The following is a 15841-nucleotide window of genomic DNA, read 5'->3' on the forward strand; positions in this document are numbered from 1 at the left end:
CGGTGCCTGCCCCGCCACTTCGTTTCCAGGAGAACCCCGACATGCACGTGCCCGTAACGCGCCGGAAGACCACCGTCGCCGCCCTCGTCCGTACCGCCGCCCTGGCCCTGCTCATGGCCTTCGCGATCGCCGGCCTGCCCGCAGGTCCCGCTCTGGCGGCCGACGGCGATGTCACCTGGACGGTCAGGACGGCCGCGAACGGGTACGGCGACGACCGCTCCAGCTACACCTACGGCGTCAACCCAGGCGGACAGATCAAGGACGCCATGGTCGTCGCCAACCACAGCAAGTCCCCGCTCGAACTCGCGGTGTACGCCTCCGACGGCTACACGACCGACACGGGCCAGCTCGACCTGCTCACCAAGGACAAGAAGTCCGTCGGAATCGGCGCCTGGGTCCATGCCGGCCGCGCCAGCGTCGTGATCAAGCCCGGCAAGTCCGCCGAGGTGCCCTTCACGGTCAGCGTTCCGGCCAATGCCACGCCCGGCGACTACGTGGGCGGCATCCTCACCTCACTGAAGCAGGCCGACGACGCCGAGGGCATCAACGTCGACCGGCGCCTCGGTATCCGGGTCAAGCTGCGGGTCAGCGGCGAGCTCAAGCCGAAGCTCGCGGTGGAGGACCTCCACGTCGACTACGACGGTACGTTCAACCCGTTCGCCAAGGGCGACGCCACCGTCACGTACACGATCCACAACACCGGCAACGCCCTCCTGTCGGCCCGTCAGGCGGTCTCGGTCTCGGGCCCGTTCGGCTGGCTGCGGACGGAGGCGGGCGACATCGCCGCACCGCCGGAGCTGCTCCCGGGCGAGAAGTGGAAGGTAAAGGTCCCGGTCCACGGCGTGACCCCCGGAGTAACCCTGGCCGCCACCGCAACACTCACCCCTCTCCTCACCGACGCCTCGGGCTCCACCACTTCCCTCAAGCCCGTCGAGTCCACCACCCACGGCTGGGCCGTCCCCTGGACACTCTTCCTGCTCCTGCTCCTCCTGCTAGCGGCCGCCACCACCACCTACCTCCTCACCCGCCGCACCCGAGCCCGCCGCAAACTCCGCGAGGACGCCCGAGTCCGGGACGCGGTCGAGCAGGCACTCCGCGACAAGGAAACACAGCAGAGCTGACGGGCCGCGTGGGTGGGCCGTCAGCCCCGCAGGACAACGGCCCACCCGCTGCACATCGGTCACACCGTGAAGAGCAGCGTTGGCTCGGCGAGGATGTCCCGGTTCAGTTCGCTCTTGTAGATGAGGTCGATGCTGCCGTAGCGGGCCTGTTCGTAGTCGAAGCCGAGTGCGGCGACTGCCTTGCGGACTGCTTCTTCCGAGGGGCCTTCGATTTCGATGAAGGTGGGGAGGTCGGGCCAGGTGTCGAGGTCGTAGGTGATGTCGCCGAGCTGCCACTCCTCGCGGTAGTTCTGCTGGTACCGGACCTGGCGGAGTCCGAGGGCGGTGAGGAGTTCGGCTGTCTTGTCGAGGTCGTTGACTTCGATCTCGATTTCGGTGGTGCCGTTGATGGTGGTGGCGTCGCCGACCTGTTTCAGGGTGAGGGTCTTCTTGCCTCCCTCGTCTCTCAGCCGTAGCCACTGTTCGCCGTGGACCGCGTCGTTCTCGAAGATGAGGCGGGTGAACAGGGTCTTGTCGAAGGCTTGTTGTGCGCCTGCGGTGCGGAGTTGGTCGCGTACCGCGTCGACGTCGATGCTGAGGAATTTCGCCTCGTACTCGTGCTGAGCCATCGCTGTGCTGCTCCTGGTGATCGGTTTCTAGGCGGTCAGGTCTCGGAGGTCGTTCTCGCGTAATCGGAGGATCTCGTCGCATGCGCCGCCGGTTACGAACTCTTCCACGGGCCGGCAGAGGTCCATGCGCTGTATGCAGACCCCGACGTGAAAGCGCCCGGCGGTGTCTCGGTACAGGCGCACCCCGTAGTAACCCTCCTCGCAGTCGGTGCTGTTGTTGAAACGGCAGCCGGCGCAGGTCGTCGGCAGCCTGACGGGCCGGATGTGCTTGACGATGAGCGGACGGCCGTCGGGCAGCCGGTAGGACATGCGGAAGCCCGAGGTGCCCGCGATGAGGCGGACTTCTTCGAGTTCGGCGCCGAGCTGGTCGAGGAGGATGTCGATGGCGTTCAGGGACTCGTCGCCGTCCGCCAGCGAGGAGAGGATCCGGACCGACAGGGAGGAGGAGTATTTGGCGAGCAGGCGGTGAACGCGCGGCACATGGTCCCGGTGCGGCAGGACGATGTTCGCGCGTGCGTCCACGCCGAGTTCCGTGGCGAGCCTGATCGACTCGTCCAGTGCTGCGATCTTGCGTTGAGCCAGGGCCTTGTTCCGGAATCGCACGTGCTGCACCTGCACCAGTTCTTCGGGAGTGGTTCCGAAGACGGAGAAGTTGACGCGCCCGAGCCCGGCCAGGGCGCAACTGGGCAGTATCCGGGCCCCGTTCTCGCCGTTCGAGGTGATGCTCACCGCGTAGCCGGCCTCCCTGGCAGTGGCCACGATCCCGGGGAGCCGGGGGTGGAGGGTCGGTTCGCCTCCGGTCAGGTGTACCTCGTTGAAGCCGAGGGCGTTCCGGAGCTGTTCCAGCGCGCGGCGGAAGGACTCGTCCGGGAAGACGGGTGCACTGAGGAAGTTCGCGCCGTTGGTGGCCACGTAGATCGATACGCGTCCGGAGCTGCCCGAGCCGGTGAATACGCCGATGGTGTCAGCACGGTTGTCGACGCTGACAGGGGTGCCTTCGTTGTGGCAGAAGGTGCAGGTCATGCCGCACGAGTCGATGACCTTGACGCGGAGGGTCCGGTCAGTGGTGACCGTGATCGGGACCGCGCGGTCGATGTTCTCCAGAGCTGGGTGCTGAATCACTCGTCCCTACTTCTTTTCGGATCGAAGCGGCTCGCAGTACGGGGCCGTGGGGCGGAGCGGTGGAAGCGTCCGCCCGGGCTGACACGGCACAGCCGACCTGTGGGGAGGCACTGGCCCTGGGGCGGGCCGGTTTATGGCGTCGGCGCCGGGGCGTTGGACGTGCGCGGGATGTGGGCCCAGACCGTTTTGCCGGTCGGTTTGCGCGTGTGGTGGCCGACTCGTGCGGCCAGGGCGCTGACGAGCGGCAGTCCGCGACCGTGTTCTTCCTCGGTCGTGGCCCGGCGTGCCACCGGAGTGTGGGGGCTTGCGTCCGACACCTCGATCAAGCAGGCGTCGTGTGTCGAGGTCAGGGTGACTTGGAAGGGATGCCCGGGGACGTGTCCGTGCTGTACGGCGTTCGTCGCAAGCTCGCTGGAGACCAGGACGACCCGGTCAATGTCATCGAGTACGTAATCCCACTTGCTGAGGGTCTTCTCCACTTGGTGCCGGACGAGGGCGACGGATGCGGCGGTTGAGCTGAACCGCATGCGCCACCTCTTGGCGGCCTGCTGATCGTGCGTGGCCATTGCGTGCATCGCGTTCCCTCGTCGCGGGCGGTTGGGGAACCAGCTCACCGCGAAGGGCCGTCACGTAATCAGGTCACGGTGATTACCCAACGTGGGTAATATCCGCAATGGCTGACCAACCGCCGGACGCCATCGCCTGATGCGGCAGAGGAGCCCAAGTGCCCGGACCACAGCCTCATCGAGGACTCCCGCCGGAGCTGCTCGCGAGCCCCGAGTGGCAACAGGCCTGTCGGCAGCGGGACTTCGCGAAGGTGTTCCACCTCGTGAAGGTGAAGGCGGGCATCTATCCGTCCCGCGTGGCCGCCTTGTGCGGCATGACGCCGAGCCGGGTCGGCGAAATCATGTCGGGGAGGCGCGGACTCGCCCACATCGATGTGATCGAGCGGGTCGCCGATGGACTCCGTATCCCCGGCGCCATGCTCGGGCTCGCCCACCGGCCCTGGGAAATCCCGTCGCCCGCGATCACCCGGCAGCGGACTCCTGACAGTTCGGCGCGGACATCTACGGCCGCCACCGGCTCTGAACAGAACCTCGACGCGGAACCGCGCAGCGATCTCGATGACTTACTGACGCTCGCCGACGGAAGAGTGACGCGATCAACGCTCCTCGCCCTACGGTCATCGGTCGAGGACTACTGGCGCCGTGACGACGAGCACGGCGGCGCTTCCCTGCGCCCAGCGGTCGTGGGACACCTTCGGTACGTGACACAGATGATGCGCAGCGTCCGCGCCCCTCTGCGCCGCGATCTTCAGTCACTCGCCGCGGAACTCGCTCGGCTCGCCGGGTGGGCCTGCTTCGATGCCCGCCAATACAGCACCGCACGCACCCACTTCACCCAAGCACTGCGGCTCTCGCACGGACAGGACGACCATCTCTTCATGGCCAACGTCCTGTCCTGCATGAGCCTTCAGGCGACGTACGACGGACAGCCCTCCGATGCGGTGGCGCTGGCCTGCAAGGCCCAGGACAGCGCCCGAACCGCAGGCGGACAGCCGCTGGTGATGTCCATGCTCCACATGCGGGAAGCCTTCGCCCACGCCGCACTCCGCGACGCCGCATCCTGCCACCAGGCCATCGGCCGGTCCCGGGACGCGTACGAGCAAGCCCGCGGCCAGGAAGACGAAGCGCCCTCCTGGGTCCGCTACTTCGACGAGACGAAACTGATCGTCGACACAGGAATCGCACTCGCCAAGCTGGGCGAGTCGGAACGCGCCGAGCCGCTGATCGCCGAGGGCCTTCGACGGGAAACAGGCGCACAACAGCGTGGCCGCGCGTTCCACGCCTTCTGGCTGGCCACGGCCCAGCTCCAGCAGGGCAAGCTGGATGCCGCGTGCCACAGTGCCGGGCTCGCTCTGGACCTCAGTGCATCCCTCGACTCACCCCGGGTCGCGGGCCACGTCCACGAGTTCCACCAGCGCCTCGCCCCCCACGCCCGCGAGACGCCGGTGATCGCGTTCGAGCAGCGTATGCGCGAGGCACTCGGCTAACTCGTTGCGCTGGTGGCCTCGTCCAGCAGGAGGTACAGCAGCCCGACCAGGCTGCCACTGCTGACCACCTCACGACGGTCGATCATGCCGCGAATCTCGGACATCGGGATCCACTCGATACGGTCCGACTCGTTCAGTTCGGTCGGCGGGCCCGCGTAAGCGGCAGCCTGAGCTCGGAAGACGTGATGTTCCGAGTCGGTGATGCCGTTCGCCGGCTGCGCGTACACCAGAGGCTTCAGGCCCTCCACCCGCCAGCCGGTCTCCTCCTCCACCTCACGAGCCGCCGCCTGCTCCGGCGTCTCGTCGGCCTCGATCAGGCCCATCGGCAGTTCCCAGCCCCACGTGTCCGTGATGAACCGGTGGCGCCACATCATCAGCACCCGCTTCTGCTCATCCACCACGGCGGCGACCGCGAGATGCCGCATCCGCACCACATGGTGCTCCCAGCGTCGGCCGTCCGGCTGCTGGACATCCACAAGCCACAGATTCACCCACGGGTTGCTGTAAATCTGACGCTCGCCATGAACCGTCCACCGCATGAGCCCACTCCTCTTCGCCGCCGTGCAGCTCCAAGAATGTCACTTGGACGAGAAGCCGTCTGCCCCGTCAACGACTTCCGGCCCGTGCCCACGTGACCCGGCCGAAGTCGCCGAGCTGCCACTCCGGGCGAGAGCGGCGCGTGATCGCTTGTCCGGTTGGCAGGCGATACGCCATGTGAGGACTTCTGCCTGCTGCCAGGGACGAGCACATGCTCGCCGCGCTGGAATGGGCCACGGACACCACCGGGTCGTGGGATTCCGCGACCCGGTGGGCCGGGATCCGGTGTACGGGGACGCGGGGGCCCGCGACGTAAGAAGCGTTAAAGGATTTTGGGAGAGAACCTTTCCCAACCAACCCTCAACCCACGCCCGTTTCCACTCACTCGGGCGGGTGAAAACCGCAACATCTGGTCGGAGGAGTGGGGTTGGTGTGGTTACGCTCGGCAACGTAACCCCGAACACGTAACGGCCCCCGGTCGGGACTCGCAATCCCGGTCGGGGGCCTTGCCACCTAGGAAGTAAGGCCTTCCGGTGGCTACCACCTAGGAAGCGAAGCTCTTCCCGATGGCTCTTCAGCAGCTTAGCGCGCCTTCGTGCGCTCCATCCGGCATTCCGTCGACCGGCGTACGGCATGTCCGGCACCGGCACACCGAGCGGTTCACCGTGGTCGGAAACCATCTCGCCCAGCACCGTGAACTGTCGCTGACCGCGATCGGCCTCGGCGTGCACATCCAGTCGTTGCCCGACGGCGCGAAGATCGGCATCAAGGCTCTGGCGGCGAGATTCGCCGAGGGCGAGGTCGTGATCGCGCGGGCGCTGCGGGAGTTGGAGGCGTGCGGCTATCTCAGCCGTACGAAGGAACGGACGTCGGGCGGGCGTTGGGTGACACGGACGGTGGCGTACGACGATCCGTCGGCGGTGGCGCCCGGGCCGGGTTCAGTGCCACCGCCGAAGCCGAAGCCCAGGCGGAGACCGGAGCCCGGGGTGGACCGGGGACCGCTTCCTGGGCCGACGCCACCGAAACCGCCTCAGGCCCCTGTTCCGGCGCTTCCAGAACCTGACCACCCCGACCTCGCTCGCCATCGCACGGCCACCGAGATCCTCGCCGGGCTGCGGCGTGATGCCCCGGGTCTGGTGCTGTCCGAGCGCGATGTGCGCCGTCTGGCGCCCGCCGTATCGGCCTGGCTGGAACGGGGCGTAGCCCCCGACGCCGTACGCCGCACCCTGACCGCAGCGCTCCCGCAGGACCCGATCAATCACCCGGCGGCATTCCTCGCCCACCGCCTCACCGAACTGCTCCCGCCGTCCCTCCCCGCCGTACCGGCGGCGCCACGTATCGTCCCGCTCCAGAACTGCGACCGCTGCGACCACGCGTTCCGTGCCCCAGAGCCAGGCAACTGTCCCGCCTGCCGCCTGTTACCACCGAGTTGAAGGGCTGTTCGATCAATGGAGCTGAACAACAACGAGGACAGCAAGGCCACGCCACGCAAGATGCTCGCCCGGACGCTGCTCCGCATGCGAACCGACGCGAAACTGTCACTGCGGGCACTGGGAGAACGGGTGGGTTACCCACATTCCTATCTCGGCAGGGTCGAGCAGGGGAACCAACTCCCCTCGAAAGCCCTGGCCGAAGCACTGGACACGTATTTCGGTACGAGAGGCCTCTTCGCCGACCTGCTGGAAATGGCGCAGGACGCGTCGATTCCCGATTACGGTCGCGCTGTCGTGCACAGTGAGGAAAAGGCTGCGCGTATCCAGGTGTTCAACAGCAGCCTCATTCCCGGTCTGCTTCAGACGGAGGACTACGCCCTGGCGCTCTTTCGTGTCAGCCTCGTTGGGGAGTCGGAGGAGCGGTTGAGTGAGCACGTCGAGACACGCATGCGCCGTAAGCGTGTTTTCGAGAAGGAAGAACCATCATTTTTCTGGGCGATTATTGACGAGGCGGCACTTAAGCGCCCTGTGGGGGGCGCAAAGTGCATGCGGGATCAGATCGCATCCATGCTTGAGATGATGCGGACACCTCATGTCACCGTTCAGGTGCTTCCGTTCACCCAAGGCGAGCATCCCATGCTGGGCGGGAGCATGAGCCTGCTGACTCTCCAGAGCGGGGCTACGATCGGGTACGTAGAGAGCTTCGCATCAGGGGAACCGGCCGAGTCGCCGAGGATGATCCTCATGCTTACGCAGATGTTCGACATGGCTCGTTCAAAGGCGTTGCCTGAGAAGGAATCTCTCGCCCTGATCCACGCATACCTGGGAGAGTACGAGAATGCAGAAGGTTCCTGACGCGTCTGTTTTCACCGAGTGGCGCAAGAGCAGTTACAGCAATGGGCAGGGCGCCGAATGCATCGAGGTGGCCGACGGCTTCGACGGTATCGTTCCCGTCCGCGACAGCAAGGCTCCCCACGGCCCGGCGCTGGTCTTTTCGGCGGATGGATGGTCGTCGTTCGTTTCCGCCGTCAGGCGCGAGGATTTCCCGGCCTGAGTGAACGCAATTCCCGTCTTCTCGATGCGCCCAGCCACGTCGGCCGACCGTTCCGCCGTGGCGGAGCTGATCCATGCTCGGTGTACGTGGATGGAGCAGCGGGGAATGCCGAGTTGGCGCGAGAGCGCGGACGATCTCGCGTCCCAGTGCGACAACCCGTACGGCGATGTCTGGCTCCTGGAGATGGACGGCTCCCGGATCGTGGGCCGTACGACCGTTCAGGACCAGGGACCGCCGTGGGGGTGGACGGCGGAGGAGCGGTCCGAGTCGGCGTTGTATCTGAATACATCGGTGACTGATCCCGCTGTGCGCCATCTGCGGCCAGGCACGCTGATGGCCTGGTGGGCCGTGGACCGCGCGGCCCGCGAGGGCCGGGCATGGGTGCGCCGCGACTGCCTCTGGCCGGACCTGGTGCGCTACTACCAGACGCAGGGCTTCACTTTGTTCCACGAGGTGGAGCGCACCACGTACCGCCTCTACATGCTCGGCCGCCGCGCGGAACGGATCGACGGCCTGGCTGGCTGGTCCGGTCCGCCCCAGTCCGCCCGTACTACTCGCCCAGGAAGATCGGGTTGGTGAAGGCCGCCAGGGGGCCCGGGAGGCCTGGGGTTGTGGGGGTGTGGCGGACTTCTGCTCGTACGTACGTTGCGTACGCCGGGGTGGTCTGCCAGTCGACCGTGGCGGTGCCCGAGGGCGGGAGTGTGGTGGTGTGGAGGGTGCCCTGGTCGGTGATGAAGTGGGTGGTGCAGCCGGGGGCGCCGGTTACGTCCAGGCGGACCGTCACCGGGGTGTCCGACGGGACGTGGAGGCGGTCGCCCATGCCCGCGTGGCGGCCTCGGCCGCCTGCCGCGCCGAAGCTGAGTGAGACCTTGGAGGACTCGGCGACATAGCTGTGGCCCGCGCGGATGCCGGCCAGGATCGCGTCCCGGGTGAGGTCCTCGGCCAGGACCACCGTCTGCGGGGTGCCGATGGGGTCCGGGTCGCGGTGTGCGTCGCTGTTGCCCATCGCGGGGGTCCAGGCGCGGCCGGAACGGGCCGCCGGGACCAGGGTGTTGTCCCACTCGGCGAGCGAGACCTCGTCGTCCACGGTGTACGGGCCGTTCCAGACCTCCACCGCGTCCGCGTCGGCGAAACCGAACTTCCAGTTGCAGCCGATACAGGTGGCGTGCGGATGCGCGGGAACGACCAGTCCCTCGGCGCGGCGGATCTCCCGCGCGTAGTGGCCGAAACGGTTGTCCCGGGCGCGGTAGCGCCAGTCGACGAAGGTGCCCGGGTCCGTACCGATGGCCAGCACGTGGCCGTTACGGGTGGTGACCTCCTCGCCGGTGAGGATCAGCAGGTCGTCGCCCCACAGGCCCTCCCACGCGCTGTGCCCGGTGTGCGTGTTGTGCTCACTGGTGTTGATGAAGTCGAGGTCGGCGGCGCGGGCGAGCGCGGCGATCTCGGCGGGAGTGCGCCTGCCGTCGGAGTGCACGGAGTGGATGTGGCAGTCGCCGCGGTACCAGGCCCGGCCACGGCCCTTCGCGCGCTCGGGCGGATGCACGGGCGTCGGCGTCCTGCCCGGGTCGCCGAACTTCAGCGTGATGGTGACCTGGTACGCGAGGCCCTGCGGCGCGACGGTGTACGGGCCGAGCACGATGTGCCAGGTGCCCGCGCGGACCGGGCCCGGGACATAGCCGGGAGTCGCCGCGTCGGCGCGCAGGAAGAACTCCGTACGGGCGCCGCCCGACCAGCCGCGGAAGCCGCGCCCGCCGAGGGCCGTGCCGCGCTCGTCGAAGATGCCGATGTCGAGGGCGTTGCCCTGGGTACCGGCCGGCATCTGGGGCCGTTCGTAGCTGTACGAAACATGGAGCTCGGCGACTCCGCGCGGCACCTCGACGGGCAGATAGACGAAGTCGGGAGAGCCGGTCGGCAGTGTGCCGGTGACGGTTCTGGTCTGCTCGTTGTCGCCGACGGTACTGTCCCCGCCTGCGGGCGCGGCGTTCGCGAAGCTCACGGTACTCAACGTCAGCGCGGCGGCGGCTCCCGTCGCCAGGAGCCCGCGTCTGCCGAGCCCGGCCGGCCCGGCGAGCCCGTGGTTCTCGTCCTCGTGGCGGTGGTCTGTGTGATCCTTGCACATTCCGGCGGCTCCCAGGGTGCCGAGAGGGATACGAGCGGTCACATCAGCGGTCACACGAGTCGTGCCTTCGCACCCTGGTATCGAGCCGTGAACCGGTGCGCAAGGGAAGGGGCTTGAAGGATGGCGGGAAAACGGCCAGGACATCGCGCCGCCCGGCCCGCCCGGCCGCCCGTGCGATCACCGGGCCGCTCGTGCGTCATCGATCGCCGCCCGTACGTCCGCGGCGGTCAGTGTTGTACTCGCTTCCGCTTCGGCGAGGGCGGCGACTTCGGCGAGTGTGGGTGCGGTGGCCGCGCCGACGAGGAGTTCCCATGTGTAGGCCTGGAGGGACTTTCCGGCTCGGGCGGCGCGGGCCTTCAGTACGGCGAGGGCGCTTTCCGGGACGTCCCGGACGGTGAGAGCGGGCATGACAGCAATATGGCATCAGTGCGTTCGATACGCAGGCGGCCTCTCGGGTCACCTCGCCGTACCGGCGCGCCAGGCTTCCCGCCTCACCCCGTACCTCCGCCCGGGCTCCCTCCGTGACCTGTGTCTCGTGCGTCTCACGGCCCCCGGTGGGGCCCGTGGGCGAACGTATCCTCAAAGGATGACGACGCGCGTGCCGCAGGAACCCGGGACCGGACGATCCGCCGAACGGCCGACCGGACGGTCCGTCGAACAGCCGGCCGGGCAACCCGTTGAACGGTCGGCCGAACGCCCCGCCGAAGGACCCGCCGAGGCCGAGCCGTCCACCGAAGCCGCCGAACGCCCCGCCCAGCCGCCCACCGGGCGCCCCGCCGAAGCCACCCAAGCCCTCACCCGCCCCACCGCCAGCTCCATGCGCCGGGCGCTGAAGCGGGCGCGGGACGGGGTCGCTCTCGATGTCGGTGAGGCGGCCGTGCTGCTTCAGGCCCGTGGTGACGACCTCACCGTTCTCGCCGCCTCCGCCGCGCGCGTACGGGACGCGGGACTCGCCGCGGCCGGGCGGCCCGGGATCATCACGTACTCCCGCAAGGTTTTCATCCCGCTGACCCGGCTGTGCCGCGACAAGTGCCACTACTGCACCTTCGTGACCGTGCCCGGCAAGCTGCGCCGGGCGGGCCATGGCATGTTCCTGTCGCCCGACGAGGTCCTGGAGATCGCCCGCCGGGGAGCCGAACTGGGCTGCAAGGAAGCCCTGTTCACACTCGGCGACAAGCCCGAGGACCGGTGGCCCGAGGCCCGCGAGTGGCTGGAGGCCGAAGGCTACGACGACACCCTGGCCTATGTCCGGGCCATGGCGATCCGCGTCCTGGAGGAGACCGGCCTGCTGCCGCATCTCAATCCCGGCGTCCTGTCCTGGACCGACTTCCAGCGGCTCAAGCCCGTCGCGCCGAGCATGGGCATGATGCTGGAGACCACCGCGACCCGGCTCTGGTCCGAGCCCGGCGGCCCGCACCACGGTTCGCCGGACAAGGAGCCCGCCGTACGGCTGCGGGTGCTGGAGGACGCGGGCCGCTCCAACGTCCCGTTCACCAGCGGCGTGCTGATCGGGATCGGTGAGTCGTACGAGGAGCGCGCCGACTCCCTCTTCGAACTGCGGCGTGTCCAGCGGGCGTACCACGGCATCCAGGAAGTCATCGTCCAGAACTTCCGTGCCAAGCCCGACACGGCGATGCGCGGGATGCCCGACGCGGAGCTGGAGGAGCTGGCGGCGGCCATCGCCGTGGCCCGGCACATCCTCGGTCCGTCCGCGCGTATCCAGGCGCCGCCCAATCTTGTGGACGCCGAGTACGCCCTGCTGATCGGCGCCGGCATTGACGACTGGGGCGGTGTCTCGCCGCTGACTCCGGACCATGTCAACCCCGAGCGTCCCTGGCCGCATATCGATGAACTGGCCGCGAAGACCGCCGAGTCCGGTTTCGAGCTGCGTGAACGCCTCACGATCTACCCGGAGTTCATCCAGCGCGGCGAGCCCTGGCTCGATCCACGGCTGCTGCCGCATGTACGGGCGCTCGCGGACCCGGAGACCGGCCTCGCGCGCGAGGTGAACCCGGCCGGGCTGCCCTGGCAGGAGCCGGACGAGGGCTTCACGGCGAGCGGCCGGACCGATCTGCACCGCACCATCGACACCGAGGGCCGCACCGCCGACCGCCGTGACGACTTCGACGAGGTGTACGGCGACTGGGAGGCGCTGCGCGAGGCGGCGGCGCCCGGCATGGTGCCCTCCCGTATCGACACCGACGTACGGACAGCCCTCGCGCAGGCCGCCGACGACCCGACGAAACTCACCGACGACGAGGCGCTCGCCCTGCTCCACGCGGACGGTCCCGCGCTGGACGCGCTGACGCGGATCGCCGACGAGCTGCGGCGCGATGTGGTCGGCGACGATGTCACGTACATCGTCACGCGCAATATCAACTTCACCAACGTCTGCTACACGGGCTGCCGTTTCTGCGCCTTCGCGCAGCGCCGTACGGACGCCGACGCGTACACGCTCTCCCTCGACCAGGTCGCCGACCGCGCCGAGCAGGCGTGGGAGGTGGGCGCGGTCGAGGTCTGCATGCAGGGCGGTATCCATCCGGATCTGCCGGGCACGGCGTACTTCGACATCGCCCGCGCGGTGAAGAAGCGCGTCCCGGGCATGCACATCCACGCCTTCTCGCCGATGGAGGTCGTCAACGGCGCCTCGCGCACCGGTCTGTCGATCCGCGAATGGCTGACTGCCGCCAAGGAGGCCGGACTCGACTCGATTCCCGGCACGGCGGCGGAGATCCTGGACGACGAGGTCCGCTGGATCCTCACCAAGGGCAAGCTCCCGACGGCGACCTGGATCGAGGTCGTCAAGACGGCCCATGAACTGGGCATCCGCTCCAGCTCCACGATGATGTACGGCCATGTGGACCAGCCACGCCACTGGCTCGGCCACTTCCGTACGCTGGCCGCGATCCAGCAGGAGACGGGCGGCTTCACCGAGTTCGTCACCCTTCCCTTCATCCATACCAACGCACCCGTCTATCTGGCCGGTATCGCCCGTCCCGGACCGACGGACCGTGACAACCGCGCGGTGATGGCGATGGCCCGGCTCCTGCTCCATCCGCACATCACCAATATCCAGACGAGCTGGGTGAAGCTGGGCACGGAGGGCGCGGCGGAGATGCTCCGCTCCGGCGCCAACGACCTGGGCGGCACGCTGATGGAGGAGACCATCTCCCGGATGGCGGGCTCCAGTTACGGCTCGTACCGCTCGGTGAAGGACCTGGTGGCGATCGCCGAGGCGGCGGGCCGTCCGGCGAAGCCGCGCACGACGCTGTACGGCGAGGTCCCGGAGGAGCGCGTACGCACGGCGGCGGCCTCGGACGGCCATCTGCCGCAACTGCTGCCGGTGCTGCCCGCGTAGCTCGCGGGGCTGCGGGCCCGGGGCCGCAGGGTCGCGGGCCCGGGGCGGCTGCGGGGCCCGGGGCGGCTGCGGGGCCCGGGGCGGCTGCGGGGCCCGGGGCGTCCGTGCCGGTCCGGGCTGTCCGAACTGCCTGTACTTCCCCTTGTACCGAAGAACGACGGCCGCTGAAAACCGCTCGGTCGGTGTCAGTGGCGGTTGTTAGTCTCCTGGTCCCGTCAAGATCGGCGGGGCCTCACAGGGGAGGGGACACGTGGCCATGCGCAGGCGTGGAAGACGCTTCACGACGGGATCACTCGTCGTGGCGGCGGTTTTAGGGGCTCAGGGGACGGCGGTGGCGGCTGTCGCGGCGGTCGCGGCGGAGAATCTGCCGCCGCGACAGCCGGTCCTGGCGGATCTGCTCACCGACTCGAAGCCGTGTGGCGCGGGGGAGCCCAGGACGTATGTCTCCGGCGCGCCGGTGCTCAGCGCGGTGCTGTACGACCCGGTGGAGGACGACCGGCCTGCGGAGGGCAACCGGGTCAAGGGGCAGTTCGAGGTGTGGTGGCAGGGCGCGGACGGCGCCGAGCAGCGCCTGACCTATGTATCCAACGCGCGGTCTTCGGGAGACGTCACCCGCTGGCAGCTTCCGTCCGACATCCCGGCGGACACCGTCGTCTCCTGGCGGGTCCGCGCGGACGACGGTACGGCCGTGTCGCCCTGGAGCTCGGACGCCGGGGGATCGGTCTGCGAGTTCGTCCGCGATGCGGTGAGTCCCCAGAGGCCCGTGGTGCGTTCGGACGAATACCCGGACGACGACACATGGTCGGACGGCGTCGGCAACTACGGCACCTTCACCGTCGATTCGCCCTCCGACGACGTGGTGGAGTACCGGTACAACTTCACCGGTGGCCCGCTCAGGACCGCGAAGGCGGAGACCATGGGCGGTCCTGCGGCCATCCGGTTCCTTCCGCCGAGCGAAGGCGTGTACGTGCTGGAGGTCTCCGCCATCGACCGGTCGGGACGCAACGGCCCGCCGGCCAACTATGTGTTCCGGGTGGGCGACGGTCGTATCCCGGTCGCGCGGTGGAAGCTGGCCGACGCGGTGGGTTCCGGGACGGCGGTGGCCGAGACCGGCCCGGCCGCTCCGGCCGGCGCGGGTGTCACGTTCGGCGAGGCCGCGCCGGACGGTACCGCTCTGACCTCCACGGCCCGGCTGGACGGCACGGGCGACGGCTTTCTCACGCCCGGCACGCCGGTCGTCGACACCACGAAGACCTTCGCGGTCGGCGGCTGGGTACGCCCGGAGCGGCTGGACGGGGACATGACGGTCGTCAGCCAGGACGCGGGCACGGCGCCCGGGTTCACACTCGGAGCACGGACGGAGGACGGCTCGTCGGAGGACGGCCCGTCGGACGACGGAGAGTCCGCCTGGTCGTTCGCGTACGGCGGCGCCCGGGTGTCCGGAGGCACGCCGCAAGCCGGCGAGTGGGCGTACGTCCTCGGCCAGTACGACGCGGAGACGGGCATGACGCGGCTGTATGTCAACGGCCAGGAGGTCGGTGAGCAGCAGCGGGCGACCGCAGTGGAGAGCGCGGGGGACCTCCAGATCGGCCGGGCACGAGGCGCGGCCGGCTACGGCGACCGCTGGCAGGGCGAGATCGGTGACATACGCGCGTACGACCGGGTCGTGGTGCCCGAGGAGGTGGCCCGGCTCGCGCACCGTACGCCGCGGCTACGGGGTCACTGGTCGCTGGAGAGCGCGCAGGACGGCGCCAGCCCGGAGCTCTACGGTGGCGCACCGCTGAAGCTGGGCGCGGGAGCGACGATCCACCGCGGTCCCGACGGCTCCTGCCTCCCGGAACTCGACCCGGACTGCCCGGCGGTCGAGTACGCGCTCGTCGGTGACGGGCATCTGGTGCTGGACGGCGACACAGGCTTCGCCGCCACGGACGCTCCGGTGGTCGACACGGACGACAGCTTCACGATCGGTGTCGTCCTCAAGCTGGCGGACAGCGAGCCCGAGCGTCCGATGACCGTGCTGTCCCAGGGCGGTGCGAACGGCGACGCCTTCAAGGTGCGCTATGTGCCGTCGACGTACACCTGGGAGCTGGTGATGTCTCACGCGGACGAGCACGGTTCCGCGGAAACGGTCGTGGGACAGCAGGCGGGATGGCCGGACGACACCGTGAGACTGGCCGTCGTCCACGACAACGCGACCGATCAGATCAGGCTCTATGTGAACGGCTCCGTCAACGCCGACGCGACGGCGACCTTCCGTCACCCGTGGAAGAGCACCGGCGGGCTTCAGGTGGGACGGGCTCACACGGCCGACGGCTGGGGAGAGTATCTGCGCGGTGCCGTGGACGAGGTGCACGCTTTCTCCGGTGTCCTGAGCGGGACGGAACTCAACCAGCTCGGCTTCGGAGGGGAGCCCTGCCTCTGCTGAGGGATTCCCAC

The 15841-nt window shown here is 68.8% G+C and carries 14 protein-coding genes; 8 read left to right on the plus strand and 6 right to left on the minus strand.

Features of this window, described 5'->3' with window-relative positions; translation table 11 throughout:
• The first annotated feature begins 41 nt into the window (after window positions 1-41).
• A complete protein-coding gene (locus tag ACFV6H_RS04090; RefSeq protein ID WP_385538388.1) occupies window positions 42-1121 on the plus strand; it encodes a WxL protein peptidoglycan domain-containing protein in 1080 nt (359 codons plus the stop codon).
• A gap of 59 nt (window positions 1122-1180) precedes the next feature.
• Here the strand turns inward: ACFV6H_RS04090 and ACFV6H_RS04095 are convergent, their stop codons facing one another.
• The 3 genes from ACFV6H_RS04095 to ACFV6H_RS04105 form a co-directional block, all read right to left on the minus strand.
• Window positions 1181-1729, minus strand: coding sequence for a class IV adenylate cyclase (locus tag ACFV6H_RS04095; protein WP_385538391.1), 549 nt, complete (start codon window positions 1727-1729; stop codon window positions 1181-1183).
• 27 nt (window positions 1730-1756) lie between these two features.
• Window positions 1757-2851 carry a radical SAM protein gene (locus tag ACFV6H_RS04100; RefSeq protein WP_385538394.1) on the minus strand — a complete coding sequence of 365 codons (1095 nt, stop codon included), beginning with the start codon at window positions 2849-2851 and terminating at the stop codon, window positions 1757-1759.
• Between the two features lie 131 nt (window positions 2852-2982).
• A complete protein-coding gene (locus ACFV6H_RS04105; protein ID WP_385538397.1) occupies window positions 2983-3378 on the minus strand; it encodes an ATP-binding protein in 396 nt (131 codons plus the stop codon).
• A gap of 197 nt (window positions 3379-3575) precedes the next feature.
• Here ACFV6H_RS04105 and ACFV6H_RS04110 point away from each other — a divergent pair, with 197 nt between their 5' ends.
• Complete coding sequence (locus ACFV6H_RS04110) at window positions 3576-4904, plus strand: helix-turn-helix domain-containing protein (RefSeq protein WP_385538400.1); 1329 nt, start codon at window positions 3576-3578, stop codon at window positions 4902-4904.
• Here the strand turns inward: ACFV6H_RS04110 and ACFV6H_RS04115 are convergent.
• Window positions 4901-5443 carry an NUDIX hydrolase gene (locus ACFV6H_RS04115; RefSeq protein ID WP_093597109.1) on the minus strand — a complete coding sequence of 181 codons (543 nt, stop codon included), beginning with the start codon at window positions 5441-5443 and terminating at the stop codon, window positions 4901-4903. The two genes, ACFV6H_RS04110 and ACFV6H_RS04115, sit on opposite strands and share 4 nt — an antisense overlap.
• Before the next feature lie 564 nt (window positions 5444-6007).
• On the opposite strand from ACFV6H_RS04115, the gene ACFV6H_RS04120 reads away from it, so the two are divergent.
• The 4 genes from ACFV6H_RS04120 to ACFV6H_RS04135 all read left to right on the plus strand — a co-directional run bounded on the left by ACFV6H_RS04120 (window position 6008) and on the right by ACFV6H_RS04135 (window position 8507).
• On the plus strand, window positions 6008-6874 hold the full coding sequence (locus ACFV6H_RS04120; protein WP_385538403.1) for a helix-turn-helix domain-containing protein: 867 nt from the start codon (window positions 6008-6010) through the stop codon (window positions 6872-6874).
• 15 nt (window positions 6875-6889) lie between these two features.
• The gene (locus ACFV6H_RS04125; protein WP_385538406.1) at window positions 6890-7729 is read left to right on the plus strand and encodes a helix-turn-helix domain-containing protein; all 840 of its coding nucleotides are present in this window, start codon (window positions 6890-6892) and stop codon (window positions 7727-7729) included.
• Window positions 7713-7928 (plus strand): DUF397 domain-containing protein, encoded by a 216-nt coding sequence (locus ACFV6H_RS04130; protein ID WP_385538409.1) that lies wholly within the window; start codon window positions 7713-7715, stop codon window positions 7926-7928. The genes ACFV6H_RS04125 and ACFV6H_RS04130 overlap by 17 nt, the downstream gene beginning before the upstream one ends.
• 105 nt (window positions 7929-8033) lie before the next feature.
• Window positions 8034-8507, plus strand: a complete 474-nt coding sequence (locus ACFV6H_RS04135; RefSeq protein WP_385538412.1) for a GNAT family N-acetyltransferase — start codon at window positions 8034-8036, stop codon at window positions 8505-8507.
• On the opposite strand, the gene ACFV6H_RS04140 is transcribed toward ACFV6H_RS04135, so the two are convergent.
• Together ACFV6H_RS04140 and ACFV6H_RS04145 are read right to left on the minus strand one after the other, a co-directional pair.
• Window positions 8479-10047, minus strand: a complete 1569-nt coding sequence (locus ACFV6H_RS04140) for a CehA/McbA family metallohydrolase (RefSeq protein WP_385538952.1) — start codon at window positions 10045-10047, stop codon at window positions 8479-8481. The genes ACFV6H_RS04135 and ACFV6H_RS04140 overlap by 29 nt on opposite strands.
• Before the next feature lie 177 nt (window positions 10048-10224).
• Entirely contained in the window at window positions 10225-10455 is a 231-nt protein-coding gene (locus ACFV6H_RS04145; RefSeq protein WP_384977007.1) for an antitoxin, read from the minus strand.
• 178 nt (window positions 10456-10633) lie between these two features.
• Here ACFV6H_RS04145 and ACFV6H_RS04150 point away from each other — a divergent pair, with 178 nt between their 5' ends.
• Together ACFV6H_RS04150 and ACFV6H_RS04155 are read left to right on the plus strand one after the other, a co-directional pair.
• Window positions 10634-13405: a bifunctional FO biosynthesis protein CofGH gene (locus tag ACFV6H_RS04150; protein ID WP_385538416.1), complete on the plus strand. Its 2772-nt coding sequence runs from the start codon at window positions 10634-10636 to the stop codon at window positions 13403-13405.
• A 331-nt stretch (window positions 13406-13736) separates the two neighbouring features.
• A complete protein-coding gene (locus ACFV6H_RS04155; protein WP_385538419.1) occupies window positions 13737-15830 on the plus strand; it encodes a LamG-like jellyroll fold domain-containing protein in 2094 nt (697 codons plus the stop codon).
• Window positions 15831-15841 lie beyond the last annotated feature (11 nt).

The organism is Streptomyces sp. NPDC059743, assembly GCF_042732975.1.
Classification (GTDB): domain Bacteria; phylum Actinomycetota; class Actinomycetes; order Streptomycetales; family Streptomycetaceae; genus Streptomyces.

Coding starts and splice junctions, on each gene's coding strand:
- ACFV6H_RS04090 (WP_385538388.1), top strand. CDS start 42: ATGCACGTGCCCGTAACGCGCCGGAAGACCACCGTCGCCGCCCTCGTC.
- ACFV6H_RS04095 (WP_385538391.1), bottom strand. CDS start 1,729: ATGGCTCAGCACGAGTACGAGGCGAAATTCCTCAGCATCGACGTCGAC.
- ACFV6H_RS04105 (WP_385538397.1), bottom strand. CDS start 3,378: ATGCGGTTCAGCTCAACCGCCGCATCCGTCGCCCTCGTCCGGCACCAA.
- ACFV6H_RS04115 (WP_093597109.1), bottom strand. CDS start 5,443: ATGCGGTGGACGGTTCATGGCGAGCGTCAGATTTACAGCAACCCGTGG.
- ACFV6H_RS04120 (WP_385538403.1), top strand. CDS start 6,008: ATGGCTCTTCAGCAGCTTAGCGCGCCTTCGTGCGCTCCATCCGGCATT.
- ACFV6H_RS04125 (WP_385538406.1), top strand. CDS start 6,890: ATGGAGCTGAACAACAACGAGGACAGCAAGGCCACGCCACGCAAGATG.
- ACFV6H_RS04130 (WP_385538409.1), top strand. CDS start 7,713: ATGCAGAAGGTTCCTGACGCGTCTGTTTTCACCGAGTGGCGCAAGAGC.
- ACFV6H_RS04135 (WP_385538412.1), top strand. CDS start 8,034: ATGCCGAGTTGGCGCGAGAGCGCGGACGATCTCGCGTCCCAGTGCGAC.
- ACFV6H_RS04140 (WP_385538952.1), bottom strand. CDS start 10,047: ATGTGCAAGGATCACACAGACCACCGCCACGAGGACGAGAACCACGGG.
- ACFV6H_RS04145 (WP_384977007.1), bottom strand. CDS start 10,455: ATGCCCGCTCTCACCGTCCGGGACGTCCCGGAAAGCGCCCTCGCCGTA.
- ACFV6H_RS04150 (WP_385538416.1), top strand. CDS start 10,634: ATGACGACGCGCGTGCCGCAGGAACCCGGGACCGGACGATCCGCCGAA.